The organism is Prevotella micans F0438 (assembly GCF_000243035.1).
In the GTDB taxonomy this organism is placed as follows: domain Bacteria; phylum Bacteroidota; class Bacteroidia; order Bacteroidales; family Bacteroidaceae; genus Prevotella; species Prevotella micans.
In genome coordinates this window covers 661509-678456 of sequence record NZ_JH594521.1, presented here as the reverse complement: position 1 = coordinate 678456, position 16948 = coordinate 661509, and the positions used below count along the sequence as shown (strand labels likewise).

At 43.1% G+C, this 16948-nt stretch carries 15 protein-coding genes; 2 read left to right on the top strand and 13 right to left on the bottom strand.

All coding sequences use genetic code 11. The features are described 5' to 3' along the window. Positions 1-3: 3 nt before the first annotated feature. A complete protein-coding gene (locus HMPREF9140_RS02805) occupies positions 4-1224 on the bottom strand; it encodes a site-specific integrase (RefSeq protein ID WP_006951615.1) in 1221 nt (406 codons plus the stop codon). Positions 1225-1807: 583 nt separating this feature from the next. Then, complete coding sequence (locus tag HMPREF9140_RS02795; protein WP_006951614.1) at positions 1808-2362, bottom strand: glutathione peroxidase; 555 nt, start codon at positions 2360-2362, stop codon at positions 1808-1810. Between the two features lie 188 nt (positions 2363-2550). On the opposite strand from HMPREF9140_RS02795, the gene HMPREF9140_RS02790 reads away from it, so the two are divergent. Both HMPREF9140_RS02790 and HMPREF9140_RS02785 read left to right on the top strand, forming a co-directional pair. After that, positions 2551-3516: a hypothetical protein gene (locus HMPREF9140_RS02790; protein ID WP_006951613.1), complete on the top strand. Its 966-nt coding sequence runs from the start codon at positions 2551-2553 to the stop codon at positions 3514-3516. A 248-nt stretch (positions 3517-3764) separates the two neighbouring features. Further along, positions 3765-4970: a uracil-xanthine permease family protein gene (locus HMPREF9140_RS02785; RefSeq protein ID WP_006951612.1), complete on the top strand. Its 1206-nt coding sequence runs from the start codon at positions 3765-3767 to the stop codon at positions 4968-4970. 81 nt (positions 4971-5051) lie between these two features. Here the strand turns inward: HMPREF9140_RS02785 and HMPREF9140_RS02780 are convergent, their stop codons facing one another. From HMPREF9140_RS02780 to HMPREF9140_RS02730, 11 genes are all read right to left on the bottom strand, one after another. Beyond that, complete coding sequence (locus tag HMPREF9140_RS02780; protein ID WP_006951611.1) at positions 5052-5669, bottom strand: porin family protein; 618 nt, start codon at positions 5667-5669, stop codon at positions 5052-5054. Positions 5670-5764: 95 nt separating this feature from the next. Next, entirely contained in the window at positions 5765-6817 is a 1053-nt protein-coding gene (gene porN, locus HMPREF9140_RS02775; protein ID WP_006951610.1) for a type IX secretion system ring subunit PorN/GldN, read from the bottom strand. Between the two features lie 34 nt (positions 6818-6851). Further along, on the bottom strand, positions 6852-8441 hold the full coding sequence (gene porM, locus HMPREF9140_RS02770) for a type IX secretion system motor protein PorM/GldM (RefSeq protein WP_006951609.1): 1590 nt from the start codon (positions 8439-8441) through the stop codon (positions 6852-6854). Positions 8442-8447: 6 nt separating this feature from the next. After that, entirely contained in the window at positions 8448-9251 is an 804-nt protein-coding gene (gene porL, locus HMPREF9140_RS02765; RefSeq protein WP_006951608.1) for a type IX secretion system motor protein PorL/GldL, read from the bottom strand. Positions 9252-9254: 3 nt separating this feature from the next. After that, positions 9255-10730, bottom strand: coding sequence for a T9SS ring complex lipoprotein PorK/GldK (porK, locus tag HMPREF9140_RS02760; protein ID WP_006951607.1), 1476 nt, complete (start codon positions 10728-10730; stop codon positions 9255-9257). 12 nt (positions 10731-10742) lie between these two features. After that, complete coding sequence (locus HMPREF9140_RS02755) at positions 10743-11654, bottom strand: PorP/SprF family type IX secretion system membrane protein (protein ID WP_026253236.1); 912 nt, start codon at positions 11652-11654, stop codon at positions 10743-10745. 95 nt (positions 11655-11749) lie between these two features. Continuing rightward, a complete protein-coding gene (gene mnmE / locus HMPREF9140_RS02750; RefSeq protein WP_006951605.1) occupies positions 11750-13090 on the bottom strand; it encodes a tRNA uridine-5-carboxymethylaminomethyl(34) synthesis GTPase MnmE in 1341 nt (446 codons plus the stop codon). Between the two features lie 21 nt (positions 13091-13111). Then, a complete protein-coding gene (locus HMPREF9140_RS02745) occupies positions 13112-13987 on the bottom strand; it encodes a nucleoside phosphorylase (RefSeq protein ID WP_006951604.1) in 876 nt (291 codons plus the stop codon). A 526-nt stretch (positions 13988-14513) separates the two neighbouring features. Then, entirely contained in the window at positions 14514-14645 is a 132-nt protein-coding gene (locus HMPREF9140_RS02740) for a hypothetical protein (RefSeq protein WP_006951603.1), read from the bottom strand. Then, positions 14638-16077 (bottom strand): DUF4270 domain-containing protein, encoded by a 1440-nt coding sequence (locus HMPREF9140_RS02735; RefSeq protein WP_006951602.1) that lies wholly within the window; start codon positions 16075-16077, stop codon positions 14638-14640. Before HMPREF9140_RS02735 ends, HMPREF9140_RS02740 begins: the two co-directional genes overlap by 8 nt. After that, on the bottom strand, positions 16074-16886 hold the full coding sequence (locus HMPREF9140_RS02730) for a glycogen/starch synthase (protein ID WP_006951601.1): 813 nt from the start codon (positions 16884-16886) through the stop codon (positions 16074-16076). The genes HMPREF9140_RS02735 and HMPREF9140_RS02730 overlap by 4 nt, the downstream gene beginning before the upstream one ends. Positions 16887-16948: the final 62 nt, after the last annotated feature.

Sequence of the window (16948 nt, the reverse complement as noted above, 5' to 3'; positions counted from 1 at the left end):
ATGTCAAAGTTTTAAGGTGAATGTATCTTGTATTCGCTGCTGCACTTTCTGCATGTCCCGATGGATTCTCTCGGAGGAAACCGCAGCATAGACTTGTGTCGTTCTCAGGTTGGTGTGTCCGAGCATACTGCTCACCGTTTCAATTGGTACACCTGCCGAGAGTGTGATAAGCGAAGCAAAGGTGTGTCTTGCCATATGAAAAGTCAGCGGAGCTTCCATACCGATGTTTCTCTGTATGTGGTGCATGCCATTGAGAATAATGTCGGTAGTCGGCACGTCAAAGACAAAACCTGCACGCTTTCCTCTGTACCGCTCCATTATCGCCCAAGCAGGGGGAAGAACTTGCACACGGTACGGAGTCTTGGTCTTCATCCGTCTGCCTTTTATGCAGAGTTCGCCCTCTTCCAAGACGATGTTCTCTTCCCGAAGATTACGGACATCGGAGATTGCCAAGCCAGAAAAGCAGGAGAAGACGAACAAATCACGGACAACACGGTAGTTCTCCCACTCAATCTCCAAGTCGATGATGCGCTCAAGTTCTTCCTGCGTAATGCTTCTCGGTTCGCCCTTTGGTCGCTCGTAACTGTAGCCTAAGAACGGATAGAAGTCCAGCATACCTTTCTTCACCGCCATGCGGACGATGGTCTGCAAGGTGGACAAGGCACTTGATACGCTGCTCCGCTTCAGTTTACGGTCGATGGTAAGAAAATACTCGAAGCCCTCGATAAAGGGTTTGTCCAACTGCGAAAGGGGAATGTCGCTTACCTTGTGTTTCTTTTGTACATACTCACGGAGCAGGGAAAGCTGGTAGGTACGGAGTTTGAATGTCTTCAAGGCTCGGTCGATGCCTATGCGCTCCTTTGTCTGTGTGAGATAGTCCCCGAAACTCTCCAAGAGCAGGGCTTGGCGGTGAATTTGACCCTGATAGGCATCCCTCACATCGGTAGCGGTAAAAGATTCTTCCCTTTCACTGAGTTCGTGAAAGCGTGCGTGGATGAGTGCGGTGCATTCTCCGAGTTTCTGATTGACGGACACTGCCATTGCACTCTTGCCGATGAGCCGTTGCTTGCGGCTGTCCCAAAGAGCAAGTGGAGTCTTGCACTTAGTGGAGAAGCCCGAATGGGTTCTGCCTACGGAGATGCGCCCGATGATAGGCACAAGTCCTCTCTTGTCGGTTCGTTTCGCCTGAACGAAGAACGATACTTTCAGTTTGTTTTCTTTCATTTTTCTGTCGTTTTTCTAAATTTCCTTTGCTTGCAAAGGTACATACGAACAAGTATTCCTGAGCGATGCAGAAAAATGAAAGATGAGGAATAAAAACCTATGACACAGTTGTTTAAATTCAATTCATAACCCCTTTTTGCTTTTTCCTTGATGGGTTACAATTTGGTAACTGAACTCATGCCGTTTGATGCTCGTTTTCGCTTACCCTCAAAACAGCAAGAAAATGCTAAATGATGATATTTCAAATAGTTACATTCCTTACATTTCCCTCTGTTTCCCTTAATTCTTAATGACTGACTATGCTCCGGAGGGAAGCCTCGCTTTTTTGATTTTCAAGCTTTCGCTCCAGAGCGAAGACCTGTTTTTTCAATTTTCATCGTTTCGCTCCGGGGGGAAGCCTCGCTTTTTTGATTTTCAAGCTTTCGCTCTAGAGCGAAGACCTGTTTTTTCAATTTTCATAGTTTCGCTCCGGAGAGAAGCCTCGTTTTTTTGATTTTCACGCTTTCGCTCTAGAGCGAAGAACAATAAAAAACCGACATTTAAAAAAATGCCGGACTCAACTAGAAATATAAAACGAATATTCTTATTGCTTCAATAACTCCTCAATTTGAGCATGAATGTGCTCAATTTTCTCCGTCGGTTCGAAGCGAGCAACAACTTGTCCTTTTTTATTCACGAGGAACTTTGTGAAGTTCCACTTAATCTCCGAATTTTCCTTGTAGTTCGGGTCGGCCTCCGATAGCATCTTGTCGAGCACCGGATAAAGTTTGTGAGACTCATCCCATCCTGCAAATCCCTTCTGGCTTTTCAAGAACTTGTAAAGCGGGTCGGCATCCTCGCCATTCACCTTGATTTTCTTGAAACGTGGGAAATCGGTACCGAAGTTGAGCTTACAAAATTCGTGAATGCTTTCGTCGGTGCCCGGAGCCTGCTGACCAAACTGGTTGCAAGGAAAATCCAGAATCTCGAATCCCTGCGAATGATACTTCTTGTAGGTGGCTTCTAATTCATCATAGGTGGGCGTAAAGCCGCACTTTGTGGCAGTGTTGACAATCAGAAGAACTTCGTTAGAAAACTCCTTCAACGAAATTTCCTTTCCTTTTCTGTCCTTTACGGTGAAATCATAAACTGTTTTCATCTCTATTTCTTTTTCTTCAATTATAAAATAAATCCCCGGGACGTTCCGGATTGCTGCAAAAGTAGCGAGATGTTCACAATTAATAGTGCTTATATCAGGACTTTCCCTATTTCTATTATAGCAACCATTATTTTGCCTCGAGGCTGAATATGGCTACTTTTGCCAAAAACAAAATAACAATGATTATTATGAAAAAATTAGCAACCCTATTAATGACAAGCGCGCTGATAATTTTACCGCTAATGTTCAGCTCATGCGACGGCGAAAACGCCCCCTGGAGAAAAGCTTTTGTAAAATACCAACTTGCACGTAACGAATATTTCAAGCAGTTCGGTGCTTTCGGAACCGATGAGGTGTCGACAAGAAACTGGTTCTTCGCGAACTTCAGAGATGCCAACGAGGCCGACTATCAGGAATTCGCCCAGAGAATCGTAAACGATATTCTAAACATCGACAAAGTGCTCGATGCTTATTTCGATAACAATAGCGGGTTCGGAACTTTCGGAACCGACCAGGCCGAAGCCCGGCAATGGTTCTTTAAGAATTACGAATACGCGATAGAAAATGATTTTGTTTATTTCTGGCAGGAAGCGTTGAAAGATATTCAGCGGTCGAAAACCCGGATGGCGGCCATACTCTCGGGGGCAGCATGGCGAGGCAATATCAAGATGAACTTCAAGAATAATCCGAACGACCAATACTCGCAAACAGCAGCCGACGAAGAGCTCGATTTCGACCTGGCACAAACTGGAGGAACCTACGGACGAGGAGAGGAAAAGAGAACCAATATGTCCGACGGAAGTGCCGACAATCAAAATAGATTCAATTGGGAAATAGACAACCGCGGAAACATTATCTTTGATTTCGACGATGCCCAGCTCGGACAAGGTAAAGGTGTTGAAATGGTGATTTTCTATAAAGACCTGATTGTTTTAGAGGATAAGAACTTCAAAGGTCGAATGACAAGTAACACACAGAATCTTTATGAATACGATGATTTCGAGCTCGTTCGTTCGAGCTACATCAAACCAGCCGATGGCGTAAGTCGCAGTATATCATCTGCCGCTAGCCGAATTTTCAGTGGAAAGAACACTAAGCTGCATAAACTTCCCGAAATGAGAATCCTTCATAACTTCTCATCTCCCCGAAGATAGAATCTCAAATCATATTTTTAATTAGTAAGGCTGGCAACAATAATTCTTTGTTGCCAGCCTTTTTTTCTCGTTTCCTGAAATCGCTTTCAAGACCACTATAAAATGTATTGCACCTACAGGCATAGAAAGGTTGATACAAGATTGAAGAACTCCGTCGACTTCCGTTACTACCATTTCTCCGATGCCGAGCCAGCATTATTATTCACATCTACATTACTTTTGCATGTAATTTAAACTTCAACATAACAATGAATCAAACACAACTAAGTCCTTTTCGCAGAACCATCGTAGGCATACAGTTTCTCTTCGTTGCCTTCGGTTCAACTGTTCTAGTTCCGCTGCTCGTGGGGCTCGACCCTGCAACAGCGTTATTCACAGCCGGAATAGGAACCTTCATCTTTCATCTAGTCACGAAAGGAAAGGTTCCTATTTTTTTAGGCTCATCGTTCGCATTCATCGCACCAATCATCGCAGCCTCTAAACAGTGGGGAATGCCCGGTACGCTAGCCGGGATAATCGGTGTGGCAGTAGTATATTTTCTCATGTCGGCACTCATCAAATGGCAAGGACGCAAACTGCTCAACAAGCTATTCCCGCCGGTAGTTATTGGTCCGGTGATTATTCTCATCGGTCTATCACTCTCTACTGCGGCCGTCGACATGGCCAAAACAAACTGGCTATTAGCCTTCATCTCCCTAATTGTCGCTATCATCGTGCTGTCGCTTGGACGTGGACTAATCAAGCTCGTTCCTGTTGTTTGCGGAATAGTAGCGGGATATATCGTGGCTATATGCATGGGATTAGTCGACTTTGAGCCCGTGGCTGCCGCACCATGGATTGCGTTGCCTAAGGCATTGGCCGAATTTCATTTGCCGCAATTTGCTTGGGAGCCGTTTTTCTATATGATTCCAGTTGCAATTGCACCGGTTATTGAGCACATCGGAGATGTTTACGTAGTTAGTGCAGTGGCCGAAAAAGATTTCGTGAAAGACCCCGGCTTACATCGTACCATGTTGGGCGATGGATTAGCTTGTCTAGCTGCCAGCTTATTCGGTGGCCCTCCTGTAACCACCTATAGCGAAGTAACCGGAGCGATGAGCATAACGAAAGTGACTCATCCGCAGGTTATCAGAATCTCGGCTCTGACGGCAGTGATATTCTCCGTGATTGGAAAGCTTAGCGCATTGTTGCAGAGCATCCCGTCGGCCGTACTGGGCGGAATAATGCTATTGCTTTTCGGAACGATTGCCTCTGTTGGCATACAAAACTTAGTGCAACACAAGGTTAATCTCAACATAACTCGCAACACCATCATCATTTCCGTTACCCTTACGATGGGCATCGGAGGCGCCATTCTGAGTTGGGGCAGTTTCGCGATAAGCGGAATCGGCTTGTCAGCAGTCGTCGGCGTAATTCTAAATCTCATACTCCCGAACAAACATACTGAGGAATAAATAAAACTCGAGTTAATGTAAAGGGCGCTTCCTCGCATCGGAGGAAACGCCCTTTTAGTTTGAGAGTCTTTTATACGAAGGCTAGAAGAAATAGGCTACACCTATCTGCCAAGAGTTGTTACGGCTGTCTTTATGTAAAATTTTACTTGCCTCTTCAAAGGTTACGTCGGCTGATTTACCGAGTACGATATTGTAGTTCGCCGTTATTTGCAAATGCTCGACAAGAGTTACGCCAGCGCCTATGTTAACGCTGAAACTGCTTTTATTGAGCGAGTAGCTACGCTTGTCTTTCCATTTGAAATCCTTGTCCCCAACGTTGATTCCCCACTGCGGACCAGCATATAGGAGTACATTTAGCGAACTGCCCAACCCAATGGAATAGCGAGCGTTGATTGGAATAGCAATCTTGTCTTGCTTGATATCCTTACTTTCTCCTTCGGTTGTTACTTTAGCTGCGCGATGGTCGTAAAGTATGGAACCATCTACTCCAAGACCAACGATTGGTAAGGTTAGTTTTACTGTCGGACCGAAGAACCATCCGATTTGATTAGACTTTTTGAACACATCGGTATCTAATTTCATGTCGGTAACATTAAGTCCGGCTTTCACTCCGAAGTGAAGATTCTGTTGCGCTGTAGCTGTGTTTGGAATCATCATAGCTGATGCTAGGAGCGCGATTGATAAAAACTTTTTTTTCATGTTTAAATCGATTTGTGACACCGCCTCCAATTGTTCTTTAAAGAGGCGATATCGTGGTTAAACTTTAAATTATCTATTAACTCTCATATCTTGTATTAATGGCGTTGGCGTCTAACACTGATACGTGCCGAGGAACTGCTTGCCGATGTTGCTGAATTTCGCGAGCGTTTCGGAGCTCTTACTGTTGTTTCCGAGGATTCTGTCCGTCGTACACGTCGGTTGCGTTGCCGCGGCATTCGAGCATTTGCTTTTTGGACGCTGTCGATGTTGTTTGTCGTGTCGGGACGAGCTTCGTTTCCAAAGATATTTTTCTCGAATTCAATGAGTTCGTTTTCTATTCTTTTTTGCTCAGCTGCCATTGCAGAATCGGTTGGACAATATTGTGCAAGTGTTCGGCCAAGCATGTTAGTTGTCTTATAGATCTTACCTTTATATTGATTCATGGTAAAATAGTCGTCACCACTCATTGTTGCTGCATTGTTGAGGTTGCTTGTCATGATGACTTGCTTGGCGAGAAATGGCGCAAGGTCGTCATATTTCACCCAGAAGAGAGGATATTTCACTTCACCGTCGCCGAAGTCATCGCTTCTGTACATGATTGGACAAAGAGCTATTACTTTCCGATGAAAAGTCGCTGTACCTTGATCGTAGTAGGCACTTTCCTTCAAATAATAACCCTTCACTTCAGCCGACGGTATATCGCTTTTGTCGAGGCGAATTCCTTTTCCTGTTCGTTCGTAGTAGATGTGATAATTGTCAAGGAAGTCAAGCATCTTCACTTTTGCCGAATCATCAAACACTTCATTGCCATCCATTCGATATTGATAAGCTGAAATTCCTCCACGTAGCGGACCGTTCATAACCAGCGTAAAAATGTAGGTAAAGAGATTCATCTGTGAACCTATGGGCTCAACTGGATAATAGAGTCCTGCATTGGCATCGTCAGTGAGTTTGAGTTCACGATATATGTCGCGTCGCCAAACCACGTCTTCACGCATCGGAGCTACGGTGGGGAATGAAATTTGGGCTCGCGTTGAAATAGTGTTGTTAGGAGATTGCCGCTGGGGTTGATTTCGTCGTTGCGCAGGCTGCGCTGAAATGGTAACGGCTACGAGGCCAAGGAATAATATGAATAAGTAACGTTTCATGTTCGGAATATTTGTTTTGGGCTGATACTTCATGTTATTGCACAATTACCTCCATGTTACGCCCGTTGAGAGTTCGGGTTGTTCCGTCTGGACCATGTACAACCACATTTGTTATATAGAATCGTTTGTTCCTACTTAAATGGCGAAATTGTTCCTTTTGTTGCGCCGAGAAATTGGAGCCGTTACTTGCCATCGGTACAGCATTACCCATGTTATCAAAGAATACGGCGCGGAAGCTCGTCACAGTGAAAGGAATGTCTAGCAAACCATCGTCGATAGCTGCATGTATTCCCGGGGCTGACATAAGAGCACCTTTAGAGAGTGCACCACTCTTAAATCTGTCGCCTCCCATAGCGATATATGGCGATGGGTCTGGTAGTTTCCTTACACGGAATTTATATTCGCCCACTTTACGTCCCTTGGCCGACACCGCTATCGTAACAGGCTGTCCCACTGCCGATGGTCGAGCAATAAAATGACCACCTCCGCGCGAAACTAGCGAGCCTCCCGACATCGTTGCCTGAACATCGCCTTGTGAAGTGTTGGGAATACTAATAGTTATCGGATTATCAAAACCGGCATAAAGAACATTCATCAAGTCGGCTGCAATAGTTGCCATACCATCGAATGGAGGCTTTTTCTGCATTCCATCGGGACTGATGTAGTGTTTCGGTTGTGGACCACCGGTTACCCAATAGTCTTGCGAAAAATTACGTCTCAAAACATTGCCCGATAAATCTTTTATCAAGATATATCCATTCAACGTATGCTTTCCTGGCGTACCAGCTTTGATGGTTATTTTGTTGCCTCGTATAAGCTGCCCGTTTACATAAACTTGGGGTTGTTGTGTTGAATCAACAGCTCCTATGAACATTTGCGCTGTCATTATTTCACCGGGATAAAGTCGAGTTTGACTCGGAACGACGAATGCCTGCAACTTGTTTACACGGATGTCTTTCAAACCAACGTTAGCAACCAGTGAGTGAAGCACCTCACCCTCGGCATATCGCACATCGCTCTGTAGTTTCGAAAGCAAAGTCACAGCAGCAGCGGTAGGCATGTCTTCAAACATATATTCTTGCCAATTCTTTCCCATGGAACTATTAGGGACTTCGGTGGACAGATTGCTTGCAATTATACTGCGCTGTACAGGGTCGCTAACAAATTTCAAAATCCTAACACGATAGCGATTTATTGCTTTGTAGAGTTTACCTCCTTCACCTGTACCAGGACTTAACATGACATAACTGGCTGCCTCGAGATCGTCCTTATTCTTGATATTGAAGGGATCGCCCTTAGTACCATCTGACTCTTTCACTATGCGAAGTTTTAGGTCTTGCGCATAATTATAGAGAGAATCACTCATTTGACGTACCGTTGATGCCATTATGAACCACTCCTTCACCTTCTGTGGATTCTTCTGCATCATTTTTTCGAGTTCGTCGAATATAGCTTCGTTCTCTTTAGATGAGTTTCTTGTCGTTCGATTAAGACTCTCCTCAACAATAGAGAAACCATTGAGCACCTCAGTAGAAATGTTCAATGCCAACATAGCCATTAGAACGACATACATAAGATTGATCATCTTCTGGCGAGGGGAAATCTTTCTCTTTATGATCGCCATCTTCTATTATTCTATATTTGGCTGTTGTGGAGCTACTGGAGCCGTGGCACGCATGTTTACTGTCATGGCTTCAATCATACGTGCATAAATCTTGTTGAGTTGCTCAATCTGTCCGGCCATCTTACGGGTCTGCTCGTTTATCTGGTCAATAGTTCCAATTTGCTGACTTGCTCCTTTTAGCTGCATCTCATAAACCTTGACTATACCAGTGAGAGTACGATTCAGATTCTCCATTTCTTCACTGTCGCGAGCCAAACGTTGACTTTGATCGTTCACTTTGCCAAGCATTTCTGTGAGATTTTTCAGTGCGTCAACATAATTGGTTTGAGCTTCGACCATTTCGGGAGTTTGCTGCTTTGCGTCAATTATAACTTTACTCTGTTGATCAACAACAGCGGCTGCTATTTCATCGGCCGAAAGCATTATTTGAGTGGGCACTTGCCGAGCTATATTTTCTTTTTCAAAAGCAACCTCATTCTTTTCCACAACTGTTCGAACTTGTTTAGCAGGTCTCTTAATAACTGGAGAAGAATCTCTCTCAATATTTACGTGCGTCGGTATTTCCTTTCCATCATCGGTTTTATCGAACGGACGATCGAAAGCCGAAAGGAAGAACACAATCACCTCAGTACCCATACCGAAATAAAGCATGATATTAGCACCCGGCAGATGAGTAAGCTTGAACAAAGCACCTAAGATTACAACCGATGCCCCCCAGCTGTAGCCATAGGTAAGAAATGTTTGTCCGGGTACACTGTCCATCCATTTTTGTAGACGGTAGATGAAGTTTATTTTACTATACTGTGTCATTATCTATTTCCTCTTTTTACTACTCTTCTTTATTTCTTTTGCAGCTTCGCTCGACGAGCTCGCCAAACTACGCACACAACGGAATCCAATATAGCTTCGCGGTTGATTCTGATATTCCCAAGTTCGCCAAGCGCTACGGATGTAGTTCTCTGGATCTTTCCAACTTCCTCCGCGTATACTTTTTTTCTTGAGTCTATAGGGGTCTTCTTTAGCTGCTTTATATTCTAATTGCGGATTAAGATCGTTCATTGCATCAACTCCGGCTTCGGTATAAATTGTACTTGTCCATTCGGCTACATTACCAGCCATATCGAAAAGTCCGTTTGAATTTGCACCATAAATTGCAACTTTACTTGTTATCAGATTACCGTCTTTTGTATAATTTCCACGTGCCGGCTTGAAGTTGGCATAGAAGCAACCATTGCCGTTCTTCACGTTTTCATTCTCCCAAGGGAATTCGTCTTGATTTCTACCGCGAGCAGCATATTCCCATTCCGCTTCGGTAGGCAAACGATAGCGTTGAACAAAACGCGCTTCCCGTCCCAATCCTTTCAATAAATAATCGGTACGCCATGCGCAAAAAGCATTAGCCTGTTCCCATGTCACACCTACTACAGGATGATTATTATAAGTTGAATTGCTAAAATAATTTCGAAGATAGATTTCATTGTCCGAATTGCGGAAGTCATTCACCCAACAGGTAGTATCAGGATAAACATTTACTATATAGGTGTTCAAAAAATCCCACGGACCAGATAGCGGACGATTTATAGTTTCGTTGTGAATGTTTCCTTCGTCGTCAATATATGCGGTATCCTTAGAAATCATTACAACCTCGTTCGGATTCACAGCTATGTCTGTGTTGAGATTACGCTCACTTGGATTCAAACGATTCCTTCGCAGAGCGGCCGTTGTGTAATCATAAATTTCATAGCGATAATTCAGTTGCTTTGCATCAAGACTGCGCTCGCCCGTAACCGGATTGGTTACATAAAGACTTTCTATTGCGCGCTGTTCATCCTCATTGGGTTTGCGAGGCAGACGTTTGTTCCAATTGAGATGCGGAGTTATCGGATCACCGTTTTTATTTTCGGTAATCATATATGATTCATCTCCACCGTATGAAGGATCGGCCAATCGAGTACGGAGTATTGAATCGCGTACCCATTCAATAAATTGTTTGTATTCAGAGTTCGTCACTTCTGTTTCATCCATCCAGAAACCGTCCACCGATATGTCTTTTACTGGAGTTCGTTTACCCCAGAGACTGTCTTGTTTCTCTATTCCCATCTTCAGCCATCCTCGCTTAACCAGCGTCATACCGTAAGGAGTTGGCTCACGGAAAGGACGACCTCCGCCAACACCAGTCACTTCGCCGCCGTGACCAGACACAGAGGCCTTGCCGCCAAAGCAACTGCTCAAAGCAACTACTATGAGAGAACAGAAAGCTAGGGTGACGATTATTTTTCTAATATTCATATTTCTATGTTTCTATAAAAATCTAACACTCTTGTGCAGGTTCCGACCTTTCTTTTGCAAGTTTATGTCGGTTTGATAGATGATGAGCAAGCCGTGACTTCCGTTTCCTATTCCGACATTACGGGTATACATTTCATAACTGTAGCCTATGTTTATACCATGGAATCGACCTCCCAAATAGGCCGTAACCGAATTTGTCGGACTGTATCCAAGTCCGGCGTAAAGTATTCGATTCTCGTTCGTGTATACAACTCGAAATGTTAGGTCTGTGCGATAGCCGTTGCCATCATATTTTGCCAAAATCGAAGTCGGTATGCTCACAAACGGACTATTAAATTTTATATTGTATCCACAAGTCAAATAATATGTCGATTTCACTTCCAACTCATTTTTTTCACCGAGTTCAACAGTTGGTACATTGATGTGTTGAACCGACGCACCTGCATACCATTCCCGTCCACTATAATATACTCCTAAACCAATGTCGAGCGCGTTACCATTCACATTGGTTGTTGGGAATGCCCGATCGCCTGAATCACCTAAATCTAGTTTCGTCCCGTCGAAATTTTCAAGCAGCATGCCCAATTGAACGCCTGCCGATATTGTGCCTCCGAAAAGGTTATATCGGAATGCGTATTGTGCACTGATTCTTTGATGGGTAGACAAACCAAGCTTATCATTTTGGATGGATAAGCCCGCGCCATGATAATGCTTAATAGAATATAGCGGTATGTCAGCGCCCACGTAAAATGTATTCGGATTATGTTCGTAACCTGCAAAATCAAGCGAATAGGCCCCGACAACATTGAACTTCGTGTCCTTGCCAACGGCTGCTGGATTGAAACTCGGTTGCATCGCCCAGTAGTGGCTGAACGATGCGTCGTATTGCGCGCGAAGAGGCATAACAGCCAGGATAGCGAACAATGTGAGGGAAGATATTCGATTAAACACGCAGCAATAACGAATTGTTCATGGATTATATTGCACAGCGTTGATTATAAAATTTATTTACGCCGATTTCATTTGCCGATGCAGAAAGAAGAGAATATATTTTTCAACGTTTCGTCGCTAGTTATTTGCGAGCCGGTGATTTCGCCAAGCGTGTAGAGCACATCTTTGAGTTCTTCGGCAACGAGGTCGGCGCTCAAATGCGATTCGATGGCCGAGCGAACTCGCTCCAAAGCGTAGTGCGAGCGTATAAGAGCGTCGTAATGTCGGGCATTCGTTACGATGATGGTGTTTTCGGTGATGGAATCTATGCCAGCTGCTTCGTAGAGAGTTTTCTCCAAGTTATCTATACCTAGACCGTGTTTGGCTGATATTTTGAGCATGTGCGAAAAGCGTGATTCGTCAATCAAGTCGATTTTGTTTAGAACGGTTAACAGCGTTCGTTCGCCGACAAGTGATTTCATGTTGCTAATTTCTTCAACTGTTGGCTCATCGTCTACTAACCAAATAATTATGCTTGCTTCAGAAATTTTTCTGTGTGTTCGTTCTATACCTATTTTCTCAATTTTATCGGTTGTGTTTCGAAATCCTGCAGTATCGATGAAGCGAAAATTGATACCTTTAATGTCGACTACATCTTCGATTGAATCTCGCGTTGTACCTTCGACTTCTGATACGATTGCACGTTCTTCGTGTAGAAGTCTATTGAGAAGAGTAGATTTTCCAACGTTCGTCCGTCCCACAATCGCAACTGGAATTCCTTCTTTTATTGCTCTACCCATCTTGAAAGAGTCGGTTAACTTTACAACCTTTCTATCTATTTCGTTTGCAAGCTTGAGCATTGTATTCCGATCGGCAAATTCGATGTCTTCATGGTCTGAAAAGTCCAGCTCCAGTTCGAGTAGCGTTGTTATGTTCAAAAGTTTTTCGCGTAAACTAAACAGTTCGTTGCTGAAATGCCCTTTTAATGCCGAGATTGCCATTTTGTGGCTTGCTTTATTCGACGATGCAATCAGATCGGCAACGGCCTCGGCTTGTGATAAATCCATTTTTCCAGACAGAAAAGCACGTTCGGTGAACTCACCGGGACGTGCACCACGACAACCCACTGCGATGAGGCGGTTAACAATTTGTTGCATGATGTAACCCGAACCGTGACACGACACTTCTACACTATTTTCGCCCGTGTACGAATATGGAGCACGCCAAACAGATGTAACAACTTCGTCGATTGCTATTCCATCGTTGTCTAGAATTTCGCAATGATGTAAAGTACCACCTTTAGCTTGGATAATATCTTTTGAGAGCGTACTGTTCACGATTTCGATTGCCTCAGGTCCAGAGACTCTTACTATGCCGATTGCTCCGCCCGATTGGGTTGCTGGAGCGCAAATTGTGTCATTTTCAAGCATTATTATTTTTCGAAAGGTCGACTATATACGTTCCAGAACTCGCTCAATTAGTTGCTCGATTGTGTTGCGATAATTTGAGTTAGCTTCACCTACAAGCCTATTAGCAATAACCATGCAGCATGTAAGCGAACGGTGGCCCATAAGTGACGAAAGGCCTGCTACCGCCGACGATTCCATTTCGAAATTTGTTATGCGCATACCTTTGAATTCAAAGTTTTCAATTCGTTCGTTCAAATCAGGAATAGCAAGCGGAATGCGCAAGCGTCTTCCCTGTGGTCCAAAGAATCCGCCACATGAGATCGTGACTCCTCGCACCATGTCATCGCCCGCAATTTTTTGTAGTAGCTCTTCATCGGAATTGACAACATATGGATTTCCAAGAGCCAACGTCCAATTGGTTTGTTTTTTGAACTCTTGTTCGAATTCAATGTCACATATCTCGTTTCGTCCTTTATAAAAATTTAGCAAGCCATCGAACCCTATGCTTTTCACAGAAGCAATAAATGTTCCTATGGGAGTATAGGGTTGTAAGCCTCCGCAAGTTCCGATTCTAACGAGTGTTAGTTGTGTTTTCATCTCGCGCTCTTGTCGCGAATCGAGATCGATATTGGATAATGCATCCAGTTCATTTAGTACGATGTCAATGTTGTCACAACCAATTCCTGTACTTTGCACAGTTAGTCTCTTACCTCGATACCCCCCTGTTACAGTTTTAAACTCTCGGTTTTCGACCTCGCACTCGATTGTATCAAAATTTTTAGCTATCAAACTAACGCGTCCCGGATCGCCAACAAGTATCACGCGGTCAGCCAACTGTTCTGGTTTTAAATGTAAATGAAACACGCTTCCATCAGGGTTGAGAATAAGTTCCGATGGTGCAAAGATTCTTTTCTCCATGTTGTTTGTTTCTTGGTTATTAATTATGAACAAAGATAATCAAATTCCTCTGTCCTATTCATCCTACTCAATCCTTTAATGTAACTTTTTGTTAGTAACAATTATTTATTCATCATTGAGTATATGTATTTATATACTTATGTAACTTTTTCCAGCTTCAAAACTATTGGTTTAATCTTCTTATGATTCACGGCGAATCGTATGATAACCGTATCAAGCGCTTTGTCACATGCGTCATCGAGTATCAAGAGTTCTCCAATTCATACACGTTTCATACGCTCTTAGGTAAAAATTGTATTATTAGATAGTAGATATCCTTGTGGGGCAACATTTTTCCGAACACATCAAATTATCAGACGAAAAAAACACAGAGAAAACAAAATTTCTCTGCATCGCATTGGGACTAATATAAATAGGTATGTGTGAGAACTCACGGCTGGAAAGGAATATTAATCAATTCATTTCGTTAAAACTTAGTATTTCTTCTTGATTTATAACAAGAGAAAGATATGACTAAGAGTTGAAATTATAAAAATTCGTTGTCGAACTTTTGTATATCCCGACGACGAATTTGTTTTTGATGCTTTTTCTTTCTGAGCCAGGCTTGTTTGCGGGCTTCGTAGTCATCACGTTTACGCTCAAGGAAATTGTCAGCCATTGAATTTGCTGTAGACAACCGACAGTTTTATAGCATCGGGATTGGCCGCTCCACCGAAGAGTTTCACGCTCGACAGTTCCATAAGGTTTGAAATCTTTATTATCCTTGTCAAAGTTTTACTGCCATATTGGGAACTGGTTGTTTGAACGTCCACTGGAACCAAAATGACTTTAGCCCAATTCGAAGATGCGTTTTGCTTTGTACGATGGAAATATTTTATAAGCGCTGCTAGGTTGTTGAATGTATAGCTATTTGTTGCCGAGCTATAGGTGGCAGTAAAAGATGTTTGATAATCGATCACCTTATTTCGTGCAAAAAACGACGATAGACTGTCGGCCGGCAGAATCAGAATATCTTTTGGAAATGGCATCTGGAAGTGCGAAAAGCTAGTATTGTTGACTCGCTTCAAGTCGAGTTTCACGGAATTGAGAGTGTCTTTTTCGTGTCCTTTCATTATGCTATCCACTGGGAGAGTTAGTTCGGTAAATAGTCCGGCTGGTGTTTTTAAGAATGTATAACCGGGGGTTTGTGCCATTTGTTCGAGCTGACCTCTGTCTTGCGAGAAATTGGTTATTTGCAGAACTTCTTCTGTACTGTTAAAGTTAGTGCTTGCTGCTCTAATCTTGTTGTTTACTCGGAGATTGAAATAAATATTGAGCTGAACAGCTTCTACGTGAGCCATTGAACCAATTCCATAGGTTGTTTTGAAATAGAATCCGGGACAAACTTCGTGAAGGAATCGATAGGAGTTACGGAACGCAGTAGAGTCTTGTAGATATTTCCGAATTAGATAAGTTCCATAGTTGTTATATGTCTGCCCATTCTTGTCGGTGTATTGCTTGTTAAGCTTGATATCGATGTTCTTCACGTAGGTAGAATCTTTTCGCACTGATTCCGGTTCGGTGAAGTTAATGAGGGTGTAGGTTCGTTTTTCGGCTATTCCCCCCATACGGATGTAGCCTAGTGCCTGTGGGTCTAGGTTGGAATAGTAGATTTGTCCTTCTTCAACGGGATGATTGAGTTCATAAGCGGTGAGTTTCATTTGACTTGTCGAGTCACCGTTGTAGGAGGCGTAGAATAACTTTATGTCGCACGAGTCGGCGATAATTTCATTGTTTTGATCACGGCTCATGATACTGTCGAGAGTTGGCAAGCCATAGTTGTTAAGCACATGTAATTGCGCCATGAAATTACCGGTGATTGTTGCGCCCGTTTCTGGGTCTTTCATACGGCCAAGAAATCCCGTCCCTGTTCGTGCTATAACCGAATCGGCCAGGATACTCCTTGATATGACATTGAATGTATCGACCATTACTTTTAGGTTATCTGTTTGGCCAATCAGCGAAGAGCCGATTGAATCTGTTGTGTCGTCGCACGAAATGAAAGAAATACTAATCAAAGCGGCGACTAAAGCTATTGTCTTTGCTTTCATCCAAGTAGATTATTATAGAATTCAGTGTATTTTATTTTTATCTCTTCGTGGTCGTTAGGCTGCTGCAGAATTTTTTTATGTTTGCTTTCGGCATATTCCATCAATTCGGACGGGATGTCTGCTCCGGCTTTTATTATTCCGTCGGAGTTGTCGATTGCTAGTTTTTCCAATTCCATATAGTTGAAATCGTCGCCGTATTCAGCTAGCTTGTTGGCCTTCGCACCTCTGAACTCCATACATTTCTTGAAATTAGGATTCAGATTGTCTTTCGGTAGATCCGAAAATAGCGATGTTATGATTTTTGCATTAGCAAACTGTGGCTCGTCTTTGTAGGCATTCTTAATATAGAAAGGAATAACAGAGGTCATCCATCCCTGACAGTGAATTATGTCGGGCATCCAACGTAGTTTCTTCACAGTTTCCAAGACGCCTCGTGCGAAGAATACAGCACGCTCATCATTGTCAACATAATCGTGTCCAAGCTTATCTTTAGTCATCGATGAACGTTTTTGAAAATAGTCTTCATTATCGATGAAATAAACCTGGATACGTGTTTGCGGAATACTCGCAACTTTGATTATCAACGGATGATCTGTATTACCTATTATAAGGTTCATTCCCGAAAGTCTGATGACTTCGTGTAACTGTCCACGTCGTTCATTAATCGTTCCCCACTTTGGCATGAAAGTACGGATTTCAAATCCTGCTTCTTGCATGATATTTGGCATGTTACAGCCGAATAAAGACATTTCTGACTCCGGAACGTAAGGTGTGATTTCTTGATTGATAAATAAAACTTTCTTTCCCATTCTCTTTGACTTATTATTGTTTGCAAAGGTATCTAAAAAAGTTCAGAATTGTGAAACGCCTT

What these genes read in the sequence shown, in the direction of transcription:
- HMPREF9140_RS02805 (WP_006951615.1), bottom strand. Translation starts at nt 1,224, where the DNA reads ATGAAAGAAAACAAACTGAAAGTATCGTTCTTCGTTCAGGCGAAACGA.
- HMPREF9140_RS02795 (WP_006951614.1), bottom strand. Translation starts at nt 2,362, where the DNA reads ATGAAAACAGTTTATGATTTCACCGTAAAGGACAGAAAAGGAAAGGAA.
- HMPREF9140_RS02790 (WP_006951613.1), top strand. Translation starts at nt 2,551, where the DNA reads ATGAAAAAATTAGCAACCCTATTAATGACAAGCGCGCTGATAATTTTA.
- HMPREF9140_RS02785 (WP_006951612.1), top strand. Translation starts at nt 3,765, where the DNA reads ATGAATCAAACACAACTAAGTCCTTTTCGCAGAACCATCGTAGGCATA.
- HMPREF9140_RS02780 (WP_006951611.1), bottom strand. Translation starts at nt 5,669, where the DNA reads ATGAAAAAAAAGTTTTTATCAATCGCGCTCCTAGCATCAGCTATGATG.
- porN (WP_006951610.1), bottom strand. Translation starts at nt 6,817, where the DNA reads ATGAAACGTTACTTATTCATATTATTCCTTGGCCTCGTAGCCGTTACC.
- porM (WP_006951609.1), bottom strand. Translation starts at nt 8,441, where the DNA reads ATGGCGATCATAAAGAGAAAGATTTCCCCTCGCCAGAAGATGATCAAT.
- porL (WP_006951608.1), bottom strand. Translation starts at nt 9,251, where the DNA reads ATGACACAGTATAGTAAAATAAACTTCATCTACCGTCTACAAAAATGG.
- porK (WP_006951607.1), bottom strand. Translation starts at nt 10,730, where the DNA reads ATGAATATTAGAAAAATAATCGTCACCCTAGCTTTCTGTTCTCTCATA.
- mnmE (WP_006951605.1), bottom strand. Translation starts at nt 13,090, where the DNA reads ATGCTTGAAAATGACACAATTTGCGCTCCAGCAACCCAATCGGGCGGA.
- HMPREF9140_RS02745 (WP_006951604.1), bottom strand. Translation starts at nt 13,987, where the DNA reads ATGGAGAAAAGAATCTTTGCACCATCGGAACTTATTCTCAACCCTGAT.
- HMPREF9140_RS02740 (WP_006951603.1), bottom strand. Translation starts at nt 14,645, where the DNA reads ATGGCTGACAATTTCCTTGAGCGTAAACGTGATGACTACGAAGCCCGC.
- HMPREF9140_RS02735 (WP_006951602.1), bottom strand. Translation starts at nt 16,077, where the DNA reads ATGAAAGCAAAGACAATAGCTTTAGTCGCCGCTTTGATTAGTATTTCT.
- HMPREF9140_RS02730 (WP_006951601.1), bottom strand. Translation starts at nt 16,886, where the DNA reads ATGGGAAAGAAAGTTTTATTTATCAATCAAGAAATCACACCTTACGTT.